Raw genomic sequence first — 16,389 nt, forward strand, 5'->3', positions numbered from 1 at the left:
CGTTTCACGGTTTCCGGGATAGGCCCCGACAGTTCGTCTTACCGGTTGTCCCCACAACCATGCAGTCTCCAGAGCGCGTTTCGATCTGATTGAATCAGACCGGCGCTCCAACTGTTTGCTTTCACGCACATGTTACCCGATCGAAGCGGGATCAGAAATCAGTCCAGTGGACTGATTTCCCTGCGTAGGCGCTTCACACTTTTCGGGATGTCTTAGTGCGTCAGGCCTTGGCGGCCATCGCGTTCTTGATCAGGCCGACAACGGCCGTGAGCACGATACCGCCAATGCCGCCGCCTGCCAGCTGGCCGACAACACCGTTGAGAACGGAATCGAGGCCACCGCCAGACAACATCGGAAGCAGCTGCCCGAGGATGACACCACCGATGCCGCCTGCCACCGTGTTACCCGTGGTGCCCAGACTGATATTCTTCACTGCTCCGGCGATGTTGCCACCAACCGCGCCAGCCACAAGCTGTAGAATGATAGGTAGTAGAGATTCCATAATCGTCACCCCATCTGAGTTTTAAACCGGAATAGCGCGACTCCGGTAAAAAAATCTTGTGCCGAAACTTTCCAATGTCAAACAATAAGCGACGGAATAACAAAAAAGCGGCCCTAAGACCGCTCTTTTTCTGTTTAAAACTTGGTTCGGCACCTACTATTCGGCTGCCGCCCGCTTTGGCTGAACTTCCGCAGAATAGTCATTCATTAGAACATTTGTAATTTCGGAAGGTTTGAAACGGTATTGACCGATCTCGGATACCGGCGTCACTTCCGCTGCTGTTCCGCACAGGAAGCATTCGGAGAAACCGGCAAGTTCTTCCGGCATGATTGCCCGCTCGATGACTTCAATGCCGCGACGCTTGGCAAGATCAATGACCGTGCGACGCGTAATACCGTCAAGGAAGCAGTCAGGCTTCGGCGTATGCAGTGCGCCGTCCTTCACGAAGAAGACGTTTGCACCGGTTGCTTCCGCAACCTGTCCGCGCCAGTCGAGCATCAATGCATCGGCATAGCCCTTGGCTTCGGCGGCGTGCTTGGAGATCGTGCAGATCATATAGAGACCGGCAGCCTTCGAGCGCGAGGGCGCAGTGCGCGGGTCCGGGCGGCAATATTCAGCGATATCGAGCCGGATGCCCTTCATCTTTTCTTCGGGAGAGAAATAGCTCGGCCATTGCCAGATGGCGATGGCAAGATGAATGCGGTTGTTCTGCGCCGAGACCCCCAGTGACTCCGAACCGCGCCAGGCAATCGGGCGAACATAGGCGTCTTCAAAACCCTGCTTCTTCAGAAGCTCGCGGCAGGCATCGTTGATTTCTGCAACGCTGAAAGGAATCTCGAAGCCGAGAATGCGTGCAGATTCATGCAGGCGTTCGGTATGCTCATTGAGCTTGAAGATCTCGCCGCCATAGGCGCGTTCGCCTTCAAACACGGCGCTCGCATAATGCAGACCATGGGTCAGCACGTGGATTTTTGCATCTTTCCAGTCGACGAATTCTCCGTCCAGCCAGATAAATCCGTCCCGTTGATCGAATGGAATCGCAGCCATTTTCTTGCTCCTAAATATTTCATCGAGCATTTCTTTTTTCAGGATGAAACCTTGGAAATGCCCTGTCTATGCATTTTGACGCGCATCCCGAAAATCGCCTCATACTTTTCGGGATGCGCCTCAGCGGCGCTGTCTCGATCTGGTTTCAGGTCGACTTCAGACCAGATAAACTTCTCCGCATCCCGTCTTCCCCAGCTAAATCGATATAACTGGTGAGACGGCCACCTTTTCCTGCGTAATTGCTGGCCTTTTTGTTCAAAATGCTTTGAGGTCACGCAAACATATTGCGCGAATCCCAGGCGGAGCATGCATGGAAAGAAAATAAATCCTCCACAGGGTTCGAATATTGCGACAACCATTCCATCACCAACCCATTGAGACGGTGGCGGGAAGCCCGTTAGCGCAATTATTCCTCCTCCTTGCACGTATCAGCGCAAACATTATTCCAAAAAAGCCAGCTCACACTTATCGAAAATTATCTGGGCGATTGAATTATGTCAATAATGCTGACATATTTAACGCAACAGAACGGAGCACAGATGTGAATTCGACGAACGATATGAATTATATAAGCAATCCGTTGACGGCTGAGGAGGCGGCCGACCTCAACGTGATCGAACTACTGTTTTTTTCCTATCGCGACTTTACCGCCGACCCTGATCTTATTCTGGAAAAGATCGGATTCGGACGGGCGCATCACCGTGTTCTCTACTTCATCAACCGCAAGCCCGGCATGACAGTCGCCGAGCTGCTGGAGGTCCTGCGGATCACCAAGCAGAGCCTGTCACGCGTGCTTAAACAATTGATCGATACGGGGCATGTGGTTCAGGCCACCGGCCTTCACGACCGCCGCCACCGCAAGCTTTATCCGACCAAGAGCGGCCGCCAGCTCACGCTTGCCCTCGCCCTTCCACAGTCACGACGCATCGCACGTGCACTGGAGGACTGTGCGCCGCAGGACCGGGAAGTCATCGAGCGCTTCCTCTATAATATGGTCAACCCCGAGCGGCGCGCCCAGATCGACGAGTTTTCTGCCGAAGATAGTTCGACCATACACCTCTGAACCGAGCGACACTGGGTTTGAGTGTTACGTCTAGTTGCACAAAGTGTCTGAATAAAAACCGCCAGGCCGTGGCGAAAATGGTGGGTTTCGAGAACCGGAGCGCAGTGTACTGCTAAACACAATCCCGAAAAGTTGTAGACTTTTCGGATAAGATTATGCGTCTGAGCAAGTACATGAGCACCGGAAGCGCAGAAAAACGCTGTTTGCGAGCCAAGGCATGGCGACTTTTGGATCAGACAATAAGTGCTTGTATAAAAACAGGTCCACGCAGGCAGTGAATGGACGTGCCGCATTCCAGTCGATAATATGTGCACCAAAGCATCGGGCATAAGCTGGAATGCTGAAGTAAAATTATCGGAATGGGATCGAAAGACGCCATGGCTGCAGAAGAAGAAAAGACGCTCTCGGACGACGCGCCACATCTCCTCGTCGTTGACGACGATACGCGTATCCGCAGCCTTCTCTCACAATATCTGACCAATAGCGGATTCCGTGTCACCATGGCTGGAAGCGCTGCCGAAGCGCGCCGCAAACTGGAAGGCATCGATTTTGATCTGCTGATCCTCGACGTCATGATGCCGGGAGAAACCGGCGTTTCGCTGACGCGATCGCTGCGCGAGCAGAAGAACGTCCCCATCCTGATGCTGACGGCATTGTCGGAAACCGACAGCCGCATCGACGGTCTGGCTGCCGGAGCGGACGATTATCTGCCCAAGCCGTTCGATCCCCGCGAGCTGACGCTTCGCATCAACAATATCCTGCGCCGCGGCGCGCCACCCGCACAGCCGAAAATCGAGCAGATCGTGTTCGGCCCCTATACTTTCTTCATCCCGCGCCGCGAGCTGAAAAAGGGTACGGAAACAATCAAGCTGACGGATCGTGAGCAGGATATCATGGCGATTTTCGCCGAACGTGCCGGCGAGACGATCCCCCGCCATGAACTGACCGGTCAGGATGGCGATGTCGGCGAACGCACGATCGACGTCCAGATCAATCGCCTTCGCCGCAAGATCGAGCAGGACCCGGCCAATCCGGTCTGGCTCCAGACCGTGCGCGGTATCGGCTACAAGCTCAGCATCGAATAGCAACCATCGGCAATCAGGAATATCGCGATCAGAAAATGGTGTTTTCTCAAAACGCAGGGCGGCATGTACCAAAGGTGCAGCCGCAATGTTGTTCATGGAAAACGCCATTTGCAGACAGCAATATTTCCGGAAGCGTTTTTCGAGCCAAAAAGTGTGAAGCGGCTTTGCGACAAAATAAGTCTTTTGAGCGCAACCACAGGGTACTGAGGGACGTTTTAACACGATGAAATCGCCCTTGAGAAAATTCTCCCGCTGGTTGGCGCGCATCATGCCGAAGGGGCTTTATGCGCGGTCGCTCATCATCATCATTGCCCCGATGGTTCTGCTCCAGTCCGTGATCGCCTATGTGTTCATGGAGCGTCACTGGCAGATGGTGACCGAACGACTATCGACCGCCGTTGTGCGCGATATTGCAGGCATCATCGACATTCTCGAAACCTATCCGCAGGAACCGGGCTACGACAATCTCATCCGCATCGCGCAGCAGCGGCTGGCGCTGAACATTTCGATCCTGCCGCCCGATCCGCTGCCGCCTCCCGGGCCAAAGCCCTTTTTCGCCATTCTCGATTACTTCCTGAGTGAAGAGATCACCCGCCAGATCAATCGGCCCTTCTGGGTCGATACGGTGGGCGATTCCGATCTCATCGAGATCAGGATCAAGCTTGAGGACAAGGTGTTGCGCGTCTTTGCGCGGCGCAGTCAGGCCTATGCATCCAATACAGGCATCTTCCTGACGTGGATGGTGGGCACCGCACTTGTTCTGCTGATTATCGCCATCGCCTTCCTGCGCAACCAGATCAAGCCGATCCAGCAACTTGCGGAAGCCGCAGAGAGTTTCGGCAAGGGGCGACCCATGCCGGAAGGGTTCCATCCGCGCGGAGCCGAGGAAGTGCGCCGTGCAGGCATCGCCTTTATTCAGATGCGCTCGCGCATCGAACGCCAGATTGAGCAGCGCACTGCCATGCTTTCCGGCGTCAGCCACGATCTGCGCACCATTCTGACCCGCTTCAAGCTGCAGCTTGCGCTGGCTGGCCACTCGATCGACACCGAGCCGCTCAATCAGGATATTGCCGACATGCAGACGATGCTCGAAGGCTATCTCGCCTTTGCGCGTGGCGAAGGTTCGGAGGAAACCGCAAGCTACGATGTCACGAGGCTTTGCGAAAAACTGGAGCATGAAGCACGCCTGCGCGAGCGCGGCTTCAAGTATCATATTGAAGGCGACAGCGAGGTCCATGTGCGTCCGAACGCCTTCTCGCGGCTGGTCAGCAATCTCGTATCAAACGCCTTCCGTCATGCGCAGAATGTCGAGCTGTCGATTTCGCATGTTGAAGGCTGGCTGAAAGTCGTTGTGGACGATGACGGGCCGGGCATTCCGGAAGACCGCCGCGAAGACGTTTTCAAGCCTTTCGTCCGGCTGGATGAAGCGCGAACGCAGGATTCCGGCGGCACGGGCGGGCTGGGTCTTGCTATTGCACGCGATATTGCACGCAGCCACGGTGGCGACATTACGCTGGAAGACGCCCCGACCGGCGGCCTGCGCGCGACCATCCATATTCCGGCTTAAAGCGTTCTGGCCCCATCAAATGCGCGGCTGCACGTCGGCAGAGCGATCCGACAACGGAGTTCCATACTTCCAACGCTATTCTTTTCCCTCATCCTGAGGAGCCGTTGAAAACGGCATCTCGAAGGGCGAGGGAAAACGCACGGTGCTTGCCCTCGTCCTTCGAGATGGCTCTTTCGCAAGCTCGGGAGCCTCCTCAGGATGAGGGAGAAAAGCGCTTGCTTAACGCGAAATCATCCGCTCTTAATAAAGCTTGCCACCATTCGGCACGGGCTTGTCGATGGCAGCGAGAACCACTTCGCCATCTTCGTCCGGCATGCCGAGTGTCAGCACTTCCGACATGAAGGGCCCGATCTGTCGTGGCGGGAAGTTCACGACTGCCATAATCTGTTTGCCGACCAGCTCTTCCGGCGTGTAGTGCCTGGTGATCTGGGCTGATGACTTCTTGATGCCAATCTTTTCACCAAAATCGATCTTCAGCTTGAAGGCAGGCTTGCGGGCTTCGGGAAATGGCACAGCTTCCACGATGGTTCCACTGCGGATATCGACCTGTTCGAAATCTGCCCAGGTGATGGTGGTTGCTTCGCTCATTTTTCACTCCCCGGCCCGCGCTCCCGGCCTCGCAGAAAACCCGGCGCGAGCGCCGGGCCAAAATTCAACTGATTTATAGTCAGGCGCGACCGACGGTCTCGAACACCACGCATTCAAGCGCTTCACGCGCCGTAACACCCGACCAGACCACAAACTGGAAGGCCTGGAAATAGGCTTCGCAAGCTTCCAGCGCCGCCGAAAGCAGCACTTCAACCTGACGACTCGTCGGTTCCGCACCACCTGCCAGCAGCAGCGACTGGCGATACATGATCGCGCCTTCCTGCTGCCAGAGATCGAAATGGCCCATCAGAAGCTTTTCATTGATGAGCGACAGCAGGCGCATCACTTCGTTCACACGTGGCTCGGCCACCTTGATGTCGAATGCGCAGGCCAGATGCAGTGCCTCGAAATCCTCCATCCAGGAAAACGAGATGTGATAGTCAGTCCAGTTGCCCGCAACCGAAATTGCGATTTCGTCGTCGCCAGTCCGCTCGAACGTCCAGTCGTTTGAATGCGCGACCTGTTCGATCACATCCACCGGATGTGCCTCACGTGCGAATTCAAGCTCAAGAAGGCTCATGTCCGTTTCCTGTTCTGGGAACCATCTGCCCCCAGATGCTTCCTAATTCCCGGCGCGCAAGTCATTGCTCGCCCGTGCCGGCCACCGCGCAAGAACAAGCGCAGGAAAACAGGCACGAATTGATCGGTTGAGGAACCGGCATGCACGACGGCATGCAAGCGCCTCAATGGCACACGCACATACGCAACTGATACTGGAAAGCAGCCTGAAAGACGCGAAACCTGACACTCAGCCCCTCGCCGCCGCCTACATGACCGCGTTACGAATCATGTAGTGTTTTCAGTCTATTGATGCTGAATCTGAACGCCAGCCCCTTTTGAACAAAGAGCCGTGAAAGCATGTGGAAATATACGAGGGACCGACCGCGACCCTTGCCTTAACCGACTCTAAGACAAGGGTTTTTGCCACTTGCGGCCTGTTAATAAATATTCAGGGATTATTTTTGGATTTTGCCGAAGATGAAGCTGATTTTGCCGATTTGGCTTCAGAATCAACTTCGAATTTCGCAAGACGTGCTTCGAGAGCTTCGATTCTTGCCAGCAACGCGCTGTTTTCCGCACGCGCCTTGATTGCCATTTCACGAACGGCTTCGAAGTCTTCGCGCTGCACGACATCGAGTGTGTTCAGCACGCGTTCTCCTTGCGAACGCAACGCCGTTTCCACTTCACGGCGCACGCCCTGGGCAGCGCCTGCCGCATCCGTCACAAGCTTGGCGAGTTCATCAAGAACCCGGTTCTGTCCGCTGGTCATGGCAATCATTCCTTATTTCCAAGTGAGACCTGTTGAAAACATAAATTTGAAATAGGGCCGTCTCAGTTCCGATGCAAGCGCAGCTATAGAAAGTGATCAGGTTCGGCGCACTTGAATCAAAACCACGGGCCACGCGAAAATGACGGCGACCGGAAACCGGAAGCGCCACTAGCGAATGTACTTAAGGCTACCTTAAGGGTAGATCAGCACCGGAAGCCCAGAAAACGCGATTTGCAAACGCGATTTGCAGCCGACGGGAACAGCTTGACCATAACGGGTCGGTCCAGCATGTTCCGTCACAAAACGGAGTGATTTCATGATTGAGACGTTGCTGCCCGCATCGGCGCTCGCCTTCCCAAATATCGATCCGGTGATTTTCCGGGTCGGACCGCTGGCAGTGCACTGGTACGGCCTCGGCTATGTCGTCGGCATCATGTTCGCCTGGTGGTACGGCAAGAAGCTCTTGCGAAGCCACCGCCTGTGGGCCAACAACCAGCCGCCCATGGCGCCGGAAGCCCTCGATGATTTCGTCATCTGGGCAGCGCTTGGCGTCGTGCTCGGCGGTCGCATCGGCTACGTGCTCTTCTATAATTTCTCCTATTATATCTCCAACCCGCTTGCCATTCCGGCGGTATGGGATGGCGGCATGTCGTTTCACGGCGGCATTTTGGGCACAACGCTCGCCATGATCCTGTTTGCCCGCTCGCGCGGCATCAAGGTCTGGAGCATGTTCGACACGATTGCCGCTGGTGTTCCGGTCGGACTTGGTGTCGTGCGCGTCGCCAATTTCATCAATTCGGAACTCTGGGGTCGTGTCAGTGATGTGCCGTGGGCAGTCTACTTCCCCAATGGAGGCCCGCTGCCGCGTCATCCAAGCCAGCTTTACGAAGCGTTCCTTGAGGGTGTAGTCCTCTTCCTCGTGCTGTTCCTGCTCGTCTGGGTCGGACGCAAACTGAAGAAGCCCGGCTTCATTGCAGGCGCTTTCGTCACGGGCTACGGCCTCAGCCGCATCGTGGTCGAATTCTTCCGCGAGCCGGATGCGCAGCTCGGCTATCTCTTCGGCGGATGGCTCACCATGGGTATGGTCCTCTCGGTGCCGATGGTACTGATCGGGCTTTGGGCCATGTGGCGCGCAAACCGGACCGCAGCCAAGGATGCCTGATCTTTCGCTGAAAGACCGGCTGAAACGCCTGATCGCCACCTCCGGGCCGATCAGCGTTGCCGATTACATGGCAGCCTGCCTCGGCGACCGCGAGGCGGGCTATTATACGACGCGTGAACCTTTCGGACGCGACGGTGACTTCATCACCGCGCCGGAAGTAAGTCAAATGTTCGGTGAACTGATCGGCATCTGGTGTGTCAGCGAATGGGACGCGCTGGGACGACCGGACAATATCGTGCTTTGTGAAATCGGCCCCGGTCGCGGCACGCTGATGAGCGATATGCTGCGCACTATTGGCAGGCTCGCCCCGCAAATGCTGGACCATGTGCGTGTCGCCATGGTCGAAACAAGCCCGCGCCTTGCCGAAAAGCAAAAGGAAAAACTGTCCGACGCAGGCGCGAAGATCGACTGGTTCGAACGCTTTTCCGATATTCCCGCCGATACTGCCAACGGGCCGCTGATCCTCGTCACCAATGAGCTGTTCGATGCGATCCCGTTCCGGCAGTTCGTCAAGGTCGATGGCCGCTTTGTCGAACGGATGATTGCGCTCGATGACAAGGATGAGTTCCATTTCGTCAGCGGTCTGGGTGGTATAGATCCGGCGCTGTTACCTGTAGGCCATGCGGAAGCACCCGAAGGCGCGATCTTTGAAGCAGCCCCTGCACGCACGGCCTTAATGCAGGAAATTGCCAGCCGTATCGCGACCACACGCGGCGCAGCGCTCAACGTCGACTATGGCCATCTGAAAGCCGGTTTCGGCGACACGCTGCAAGCCATGTTGAAACACGGCTTTGACGATGTATTTGCCAATCCGGGCCTTGCGGACCTCACCAGCCATGTCGATTTCGACATTCTGGACAAGACCGCGCGGGCCAGCGGCTGCAAGACCGGAACAATGACGCAGGGCGAATTTCTGCTCGCAATGGGCCTGCTTGATCGCGCCGGACGGCTCGGTACGGGCAAGGACGCAGCGTTTCAGGAAAAAATCCGACAGGACGTCGAAAGACTGGCCGCACCCGATCAAATGGGAACCTTGTTCAAGGTTCTCGCATTGAGTGACGGGCTGACACGCCTCTATCCTTTCGAAACGAGGTGATGCCCTTCCCTTCAAAAAGCTTCAATTGACAAGCCAGCGGACCTCCCCCACCATCCCGCCGTTTACGAAAGCCAGCAAGATGACCGATATGCCGCAACCACTCCGCTCGCCTCTCCTTGAAAAGCCCGTCGGACAGAACGGGAAGCGGATCGCGCATGGCTTTTTCACCCGCAAGGGCGGTGTTTCCGATGGCATCTATACGGGCCTGAACGTTGGAAGCGGGTCAAACGATGTGCCGGAAAAAGTTGCCGAGAATCGCCGCCGCGTCGCCGAGAACCTTGGCGTTGCACCCGATCATCTCATGACCGTGCATCAGGTTCATTCGCCCGATGTCCTCCACGTCACCGAGCCGTTCGGCGCTCCACGCCCGAAGGCCGACGCAATGGTCACAAATGTGCCGGGCATCGCCATTGGTGCTTTGTCTGCCGATTGCGGGCCTGTGCTTTTTGCAGATCACGAAGCGGGAATCATCGGCTCCGCCCATGCCGGATGGCGTGGCGCTTTCGGCGGTGTCCTTGAAAACACGATTGAAGCCATGATCGGCCTCGGTGCGAAACGCGAGAACATCGTTGCTGTTCTCGGGCCGACCATCGGGCCGGAAAATTACGAAGTCGGGCCGGAATTCTATGCAGAATTCATCGGCAGAGATGCTGCCTACACCACCTATTTCCGGCCTTCCGACAAGCCGGAACACAAACTGTTCGATCTGTGGACATTCATCACCGACCGGCTGACGAAGGCTGGTGTGCGGGCAGAATCCCTTCGCCAGTGCACCTATGCCGATGAGGAACAATTCTATTCCTACCGGCGCACCACCCATCGCAACGAACCCGACTACGGGCGTCAGATTGCAGCGATCGCCATCATAGAAGATTAGGAGAACCGCATGGCCCTTCACTTCGAGCCGGAAGAATTCGCAGCACGTCGCGACCGTCTGATCTTGAAGATGGAGGAGGAAAAGCTGGATGCGCTTCTGCTGTTCGCGCAGGAGAGCATGTACTGGCTGACGGGCTATGACACGTTCGGCTTCTGCTTCTTCCAATGCCTTGTCGTGAAGGCCGACGGGTCGATGGTGCTGATGACACGCTCCGCCGATTTGCGGCAGGCGCGTCATACGTCGAACATCGAGAACGTCGTCGTCTGGACCGATCGCGACAATGCCAATCCGGCTTCCGACCTGCGCAATATCCTGACGGAACTCGACCTTCTCGGCACCCGGATCGGGATCGAGTACCAGACACATGGCCTTACCGGCGCCAATGCGCGCAAGCTGGACGAACAGCTGCAGAGCTTTGCCAAGCTTTACGATGCTTCCGGCATGGTGGATCGCCTGCGGCTGCTCAAAAGCCCTGCGGAAATTGCCTATGCGAAACGCGCCGCCGAACTCAGTGACGACATACTCGACGCTGCGATAAAGCTCACCAAAGGCGGGGCGAGCGAAGCCGATATTCTGGCTGCGATGATGAGCACCAATTTTGCCGGCGACGGCGATTTTCCCGCCAACGAATATATCATCGGCTCGGGCGACGATGCCCTGCTCTGCCGCTACAAATCCGGTCGGCGCAAGCTGAACAAGAACGATCAGCTCACGCTCGAATGGTCGGGCGTCTTCCGGCACTACCACGCGCCGATGATGCGCACGATCGTCGTCGGCAAGCCGATCACACATCATCAAGAGCTCTATGCGGCTGCACGCGAGGCGCTGGAAGCCGTGGAAGCAGCCATGACACCCGCCTCGACATTCGGCGACGTCTTTGACGCCCATGCGCGGACCATGGAGGCACACGGCCTTACCCGCCATCGCCTCAATACTTGTGGCTATTCAGTGGGAGCACGTTTCACGCCATCATGGATGGACCCGCAGATATTCTATGCCGGAAACCCGGAAAGCATCCAGCCGGACATGACGCTTTTCGCACATATGATCATCATGGATTCCGACACCCAAACCGCCACGACGCTGGGGCAGACATATCTCACAACAAATGGCGCAGCTCAGCCATTATCCCGCCATTCTCTTGATATGATTGTAAAATGAGGCGCAATCGGCGATAAAACTGCCACAAGCGCAACCCGGAAACTGCAAAGCGGCTTTCGGGCAAGATGCACGTCGATAAAATCGATAGATTATTTTGAACTGAAAATGCCCGACCGCAGAGAACCTGCGCCTTCAGGAGCATGAAGCCGAACATGAACAAGGCACGTCTTTCAACGATGTTGTTGCTGGCCGGAGTGCTTACAAGCGTCCTGGCCGCCTGCAACAGCACTGAGTCCGCTCTGAACGTACAGGGTAGCAATCAAAATTCCGGGCAAAATTCCGGGCAAACTACTACGCCAGCCGCGACACCGGGCACCCCGGCGACGGGCACCGCTCCCGTGCAGCCCACGGGAACAACTCCGGCCACGACCGGCACAGCACCTGCGACAACCACGCCAGTGGCACCGCAGCGCAGTGCAGCGCTCAAGCCGGGCAAGTTGCATATCGCCCCGATTGTCGGCGCACCGGTCAATGTGGTGACGCCACTGACCCATCGCATGAATGACGATGCCAAGACGAAGGGCATTGAGCTTGCAGGCAATAACGACCCGAGTGCTGCCTACGTCATGAAGGGATATTTCTCCGTTCTTTCGGAAGATAATCAGACCACCGTGCTCTACGTCTGGGACGTGCTGGATGCTTCCGGCAACCGCCTTCACCGGATACAGGGGCAGGAGAAAGTTCCAGGTGCTGCCGCAGACTCATGGAGTGTCGTTCCGGCTTCCGCAATGCAGACAATCGCCGACCGAACCATGCAGGAATATTCGACCTGGCTTGCGGCAAATCGCGCATAGAAACTTGCTTTGGCAGCAAAAGACTGAAATCTTTTGCTGAATCTGTTTTGCCTACTGTGGGAAAGCCGGAAAACCGGGCTTTTTACAGCAATTGTGTTCCCGAGGGCCTTGCAATGGCGATGACTCTTTGCAATAGGCCCCACATCCGAAAGAAAACCTTTCTAGCTGCAGTACTTGGCCGGTCAGACCGTACGCAGCTTTAAAGTTTTTAAGAGATTAAGTCCGTTCCGGCGGACTGTTGCGACAGAACCAAACTGCAAACCGCGACCGCATCGGCGTCAGAGGCAAAAGAATGAAACTTTTCGCAGGCAACTCCAACCGGGTTCTTGCCGAATCCGTTGCTCAGTATCTCAACATTCCACTCGGTAAGGCCAGCGTCCGTCGCTTCGCCGATCAGGAAATCTTCGTAGAGATTCAGGAAAACGTGCGCGGCGAAGACGTATTCGTACTGCAATCGACTTCCTACCCGGCAAACGATCACCTGATGGAACTGCTCATCATGATCGACGCCTTCCGCCGCTCGTCGGCACGTCGCATCACCGCCGTCCTGCCCTATTTCGGCTATGCCCGTCAGGACCGCAAGCCCGGCCCGCGCACGCCGATCTCTGCCAAGCTGGTCGCCAATCTCATCACCGAAGCCGGTGCGAACCGCGTCCTGACGCTTGACCTTCATGCCGGTCAGATTCAGGGCTTCTTCGATATCCCGACCGACAACCTCTACGCCGTTCCGGTCATCGCCCGCGATGTGAAGGCCAATTACGCGACCGGCAATTGCATGGTCGTTTCGCCTGACGTTGGCGGCGTGGTTCGCGCCCGTTCGCTCGCAAAGCGCATCGATGCGCAGCTCGCCATCGTTGACAAGCGCCGCGAACGTCCAGGTGAATCGGAAGTCATGAACGTCATCGGCGACGTTTCCGGCAAGGACTGCCTGCTGTTCGATGACATCGTCGATTCCGGCGGCACGCTCTGCAACGCAGCTGAGGCCCTGTTGAACAAGGGCGCCAAGAGCGTCACCGCTTACATCACGCACGGCGTTCTGTCCGGCGGCGCGGTTGCCCGTATCGCCTCGTCCAAGCTGAAGGAACTGGTCATTACCGATTCCATCCAGCCGACCACCGCCATCAACGATGCGCCAAATATCCGCGTCCTCTCGATCTCGGACCTGATTGGCGAAGCCATCGCCCGCACGGCAGCGGAAGAGTCCGTTTCGAGCCTGTTCGACTAAAACACCAGCCGGATTACAATTCCGAGACATGCCGCCAGCAACAGCACGAGCGGCATGTTGAGCCTCAGAACAACAAGCAAGAATGCCGCCGCGCCTGCAATCAGGACGGCGGCATTGTCTATTGTGCTCCAGACCGGCAGCGGCAATGTGAAGGGACCTATAGCCTTCTCGACAACCTGCGAAAACAGGACATGCAGCGAGAACCACAGCGCCAGATTGGCAATCACGCCGACGACTGCAGCCGTAATCCCGCCCAGCATGGCCGACAGCCAGCGCACCTGACGCAGCCGCTCCACGAATGGCGCGCCCGCCAATATCCATAGAAAGCAGGGCACGAAGGTAAACCAGAGCGCGATCAGTCCGCCGAAAAGGCCACCCAGAAGTGGCGGCAGGCCCGACAGGTTCGCAGCCCCCACAAAGCCGACAAAAACCAGCACGAGGATCAGCGGTCCCGGCGTGGTTTCCGCCAGACCGAGCCCGGTCAGCATTTCTCCCGGCTTCATCCAGCCGAAATGCTCGACCGCCTGCTGCGCCGTATAGGAAAGAGCGGCATAAGCGCCCCCAAATGTCACCGCAGCAAGCTTCGAAAAGAAGGCGGCTTCCTGCACAAAAACATGCGCGCCACCAAAAGCGAAGAAAAGCCCGAGCAAAGGTAAAAGCCACAGCCCGCCCCAGATGAGCGTTTGCTGCGTGAATTCGCGCAAGGCGCCAGGCGTCGCCTCTCCCATAATTGCGGCAGCACCATTTCCCTGCACGATATGCCGCAGGCCACCTGCAAGAGCCGCCAGCAGAACGACGAGCGGAAACGGCAGTTTCAGGAAGGCTATCGCAACGAATGCCGCAAGCGCCACCGCATAGGAAAACCCCGAGGCCAGTGTCCGTTTGGCCATGCGATAAAGCGCTTCAAAAACCACGGCGAGAACCGCAGCCTTGAGGCCGAACAACAGTCCGGCCACGATGTCGACATGCCCGAAGGAGATATACAGCGCCGATAATGCAAGCATGACGACAGCGCCGGGCAGCACGAACAGAAGCCCGATCTTGCCGAATGTCGCGAAGAGTTCTTTGTAACCCGGTTGCTGAATTGGCTGTGTCACGCTGCTGCCCTGAATGATCCGTTTCGCAAGCTGTCGGCGAGGATCATTACAGGTTCATGACAGTTTTCACAGCTTACTCCGCCGCAGCGCCTTCTTCCGCCAGATCGTCCGGCGCATTCGGGTCGCCCGGTGCCGTTTCGCAGGCGAGATCGGGAAAATTGACGATGCGCATTCCCTTGAAATCGTTGCGCACAACCAGGAGCCCGCGTTCTTCAAAATAGGTCAGCAGACGCCGGGCACGGCTGAACGAGTGCGTGCCATAGGCGCGCGCCAAAGCCGCATCGGAAGGACAAGGCGCGCCGGTTACCGCCGCCTGCGCCACGATCAGGAACACGCCCTGCACATCGTCGGTGAGGCTTTCCGACAGGGCCAGCGCCTGCTGCCATGTTTCGCCACTGGCCACATCGCTTTCAATGCTGGCCTGCGCCACTGCCAGCCTGCGGCGGAAGGCAGGGAGAGCCAGCGGCTCGCCCGGAACGCGGTGAATGCGACAACGCACCAGAAAGTCCTGATAAAGCACGGCCACGGACCGGAACGACGCTTCCGGATCGTCCACGATCTCGCGCATCACCTTTTCAAGGAGCTCATCCCGTTCGGCTTCCACCATGCCGGGGAACAAAGGTTCCTGTGCCGGTTCGGCTTCGGGCTTCGGCTTTGCTACCTGCGCCAGAATCTCCGCCGTCGATGGCGGCGGTGGAGGCGGCGGCGCTCTGCGCACGGCAGCACGGATTTCCTGCGGCGCAGGCGTGAAGATGAGGTCGAGCGCATCTTCCGGCGCATCAGGAAGCGGCATCAGTTTCGGCGATGAAGACCGCGCCGATGTCTCCACCTTGCCGATCTTGATCGGCAATGGACGACGCGACAATGCGGGGCCAAGCGCCACGAAATGTCCGCGCTGCAGATCGCGGAACATTTCAGCCTGCTTGCGCTCCATGCCCAGAAGATCAGCGGCGCGCGCCATATCGATATCGAGGAATGTACGCCCCATGAGGAAGTTCGAAGCTTCTGCTGCAACGTTCTTGGCAAGCTTCGCCAGTCGCTGCGTGGCGATAACACCCGCAAGGCCACGCTTTCGCCCGCGACACATGAGATTGGTCATCGCGCCGAGCGACAGCTTGCGCGCTTCATCCGACACTTCACCGGCGGCGGCAGGCGCAAAAAGCTGCGCCTCATCCACAACCACCAGCATCGGATACCAATAGTCGCGCTCGGCATCGAACAAACCGCCAAGAAAAGCCGCAGCCGAGCGCATCTGCTGCTCGACATCGAGACCTTCCAGATTGAGCACCACCGAAACACGATGCTGGCGGATGCGTCCGGCAATGCGTGTCAGTTCGGCTTCGGTACGGGCGGCATCGACAACGACATGGCCGTAAAGATCGGCAAGCGTGACGAAATCGCCTTCAGGGTCGACGATGCACTGCTGCACCCATTGCGCGCTCTGTTCCAGAAGGCGGCGCAAAAGATGCGATTTGCCGGAGCCGGAATTGCCCTGCACGAGCAAACGCGTGGCGAGAAGCTCCTCAAGATCAAGCATGGCCTGCTTGCCACCGCCAAGCGCCGCTGCCGAGGCAGAACCGCTTCCAGCAACTGCACCCATGTCGATACCGACCTGCATCTCGCCTCCTTGTTTCAACATAGCAGGAACAAACGACTCGCACGGCCAAGCCTGCGGTCGATCAGGCATTCGCTTAACATCTTTGACGCCGCCAATGCCACCGGTTATGAGAAATGCCCACAGATGCCGGGCACGGGAACTGCTCGCAGCCCAAAAAACTTGCGCCGCCGCACGCTA

The 16,389-nt window shown here is 57.2% G+C and carries 17 protein-coding genes; 9 read left to right on the plus strand and 8 right to left on the minus strand.

Annotated elements, in window-relative coordinates; genetic code table 11:
- Positions 1–220: 220 nt before the first annotated feature.
- The 3 genes from AAE521_RS20230 to AAE521_RS20240 form a co-directional block, all read right to left on the minus strand.
- Positions 221–502 (minus strand): hypothetical protein, encoded by a 282-nt coding sequence (locus AAE521_RS20230; RefSeq protein WP_010659634.1) that lies wholly within the window; start codon positions 500–502, stop codon positions 221–223.
- A gap of 156 nt (positions 503–658) precedes the next feature.
- Positions 659–1,549: a branched-chain amino acid aminotransferase gene (locus AAE521_RS20235; protein WP_010659633.1), complete on the minus strand. Its 891-nt coding sequence runs from the start codon at positions 1,547–1,549 to the stop codon at positions 659–661.
- A gap of 38 nt (positions 1,550–1,587) precedes the next feature.
- Positions 1,588–1,908, minus strand: a complete 321-nt coding sequence (locus tag AAE521_RS20240) for a hypothetical protein (protein ID WP_162998230.1) — start codon at positions 1,906–1,908, stop codon at positions 1,588–1,590.
- Positions 1,909–2,090: 182 nt separating this feature from the next.
- Between AAE521_RS20240 and AAE521_RS20245 the strand changes: the two genes are divergently transcribed.
- The 3 genes from AAE521_RS20245 (at position 2,091) to AAE521_RS20255 (ending at position 5,264) form a co-directional block, all read left to right on the plus strand.
- Positions 2,091–2,612, plus strand: coding sequence for a MarR family winged helix-turn-helix transcriptional regulator (locus AAE521_RS20245; RefSeq protein WP_342062247.1), 522 nt, complete (start codon positions 2,091–2,093; stop codon positions 2,610–2,612).
- Between the two features lie 377 nt (positions 2,613–2,989).
- The gene (locus AAE521_RS20250) at positions 2,990–3,697 is read left to right on the plus strand and encodes a response regulator (protein ID WP_002971389.1); all 708 of its coding nucleotides are present in this window, start codon (positions 2,990–2,992) and stop codon (positions 3,695–3,697) included.
- Between the two features lie 223 nt (positions 3,698–3,920).
- A complete protein-coding gene (locus AAE521_RS20255) occupies positions 3,921–5,264 on the plus strand; it encodes an ATP-binding protein (RefSeq protein ID WP_010659629.1) in 1,344 nt (447 codons plus the stop codon).
- Between the two features lie 240 nt (positions 5,265–5,504).
- Here AAE521_RS20255 and AAE521_RS20260 read toward each other — a convergent pair whose 3' ends face one another.
- The 3 genes from AAE521_RS20260 to AAE521_RS20270 form a co-directional block, all read right to left on the minus strand.
- A complete protein-coding gene (locus AAE521_RS20260) occupies positions 5,505–5,852 on the minus strand; it encodes a tRNA-binding protein (RefSeq protein WP_010659628.1) in 348 nt (115 codons plus the stop codon).
- A 79-nt stretch (positions 5,853–5,931) separates the two neighbouring features.
- Entirely contained in the window at positions 5,932–6,432 is a 501-nt protein-coding gene (locus AAE521_RS20265) for a type III secretion system chaperone family protein (RefSeq protein ID WP_010659627.1), read from the minus strand.
- Positions 6,433–6,861: 429 nt separating this feature from the next.
- Entirely contained in the window at positions 6,862–7,182 is a 321-nt protein-coding gene (locus tag AAE521_RS20270; RefSeq protein ID WP_010659626.1) for an accessory factor UbiK family protein, read from the minus strand.
- 316 nt (positions 7,183–7,498) lie between these two features.
- Here AAE521_RS20270 and lgt point away from each other — a divergent pair, with 316 nt between their 5' ends.
- From lgt to AAE521_RS20300, 6 genes are all read left to right on the plus strand, one after another.
- Positions 7,499–8,344 (plus strand): prolipoprotein diacylglyceryl transferase, encoded by an 846-nt coding sequence (gene lgt, locus AAE521_RS20275; protein ID WP_010659625.1) that lies wholly within the window; start codon positions 7,499–7,501, stop codon positions 8,342–8,344.
- Positions 8,337–9,440 (plus strand): class I SAM-dependent methyltransferase, encoded by a 1,104-nt coding sequence (locus AAE521_RS20280; protein ID WP_342062248.1) that lies wholly within the window; start codon positions 8,337–8,339, stop codon positions 9,438–9,440. Before lgt ends, AAE521_RS20280 begins: the two co-directional genes overlap by 8 nt.
- Before the next feature lie 79 nt (positions 9,441–9,519).
- Positions 9,520–10,317, plus strand: a complete 798-nt coding sequence (pgeF, locus tag AAE521_RS20285) for a peptidoglycan editing factor PgeF (RefSeq protein WP_036563639.1) — start codon at positions 9,520–9,522, stop codon at positions 10,315–10,317.
- A gap of 9 nt (positions 10,318–10,326) precedes the next feature.
- Positions 10,327–11,478: a M24 family metallopeptidase gene (locus AAE521_RS20290; protein WP_342062249.1), complete on the plus strand. Its 1,152-nt coding sequence runs from the start codon at positions 10,327–10,329 to the stop codon at positions 11,476–11,478.
- Positions 11,479–11,618: 140 nt separating this feature from the next.
- Positions 11,619–12,272: a hypothetical protein gene (locus AAE521_RS20295; RefSeq protein WP_094513982.1), complete on the plus strand. Its 654-nt coding sequence runs from the start codon at positions 11,619–11,621 to the stop codon at positions 12,270–12,272.
- Between the two features lie 292 nt (positions 12,273–12,564).
- Positions 12,565–13,497, plus strand: coding sequence for a ribose-phosphate pyrophosphokinase (locus AAE521_RS20300; protein WP_010659620.1), 933 nt, complete (start codon positions 12,565–12,567; stop codon positions 13,495–13,497).
- On the opposite strand, the gene AAE521_RS20305 is transcribed toward AAE521_RS20300, so the two are convergent.
- A complete protein-coding gene (locus tag AAE521_RS20305; RefSeq protein WP_342062250.1) occupies positions 13,494–14,594 on the minus strand; it encodes a chromate transporter in 1,101 nt (366 codons plus the stop codon). The genes AAE521_RS20300 and AAE521_RS20305 overlap by 4 nt on opposite strands.
- Before the next feature lie 73 nt (positions 14,595–14,667).
- Positions 14,668–16,212 (minus strand): ATP-binding protein, encoded by a 1,545-nt coding sequence (locus tag AAE521_RS20310; RefSeq protein WP_010659618.1) that lies wholly within the window; start codon positions 16,210–16,212, stop codon positions 14,668–14,670.
- Between the last annotated feature and the right edge of the window lie 177 nt (positions 16,213–16,389).

Origin of the sequence: Brucella cytisi, assembly GCF_038433355.1 — a bacterium.
Lineage (GTDB): Bacteria > Pseudomonadota > Alphaproteobacteria > Rhizobiales > Rhizobiaceae > Brucella > Brucella cytisi.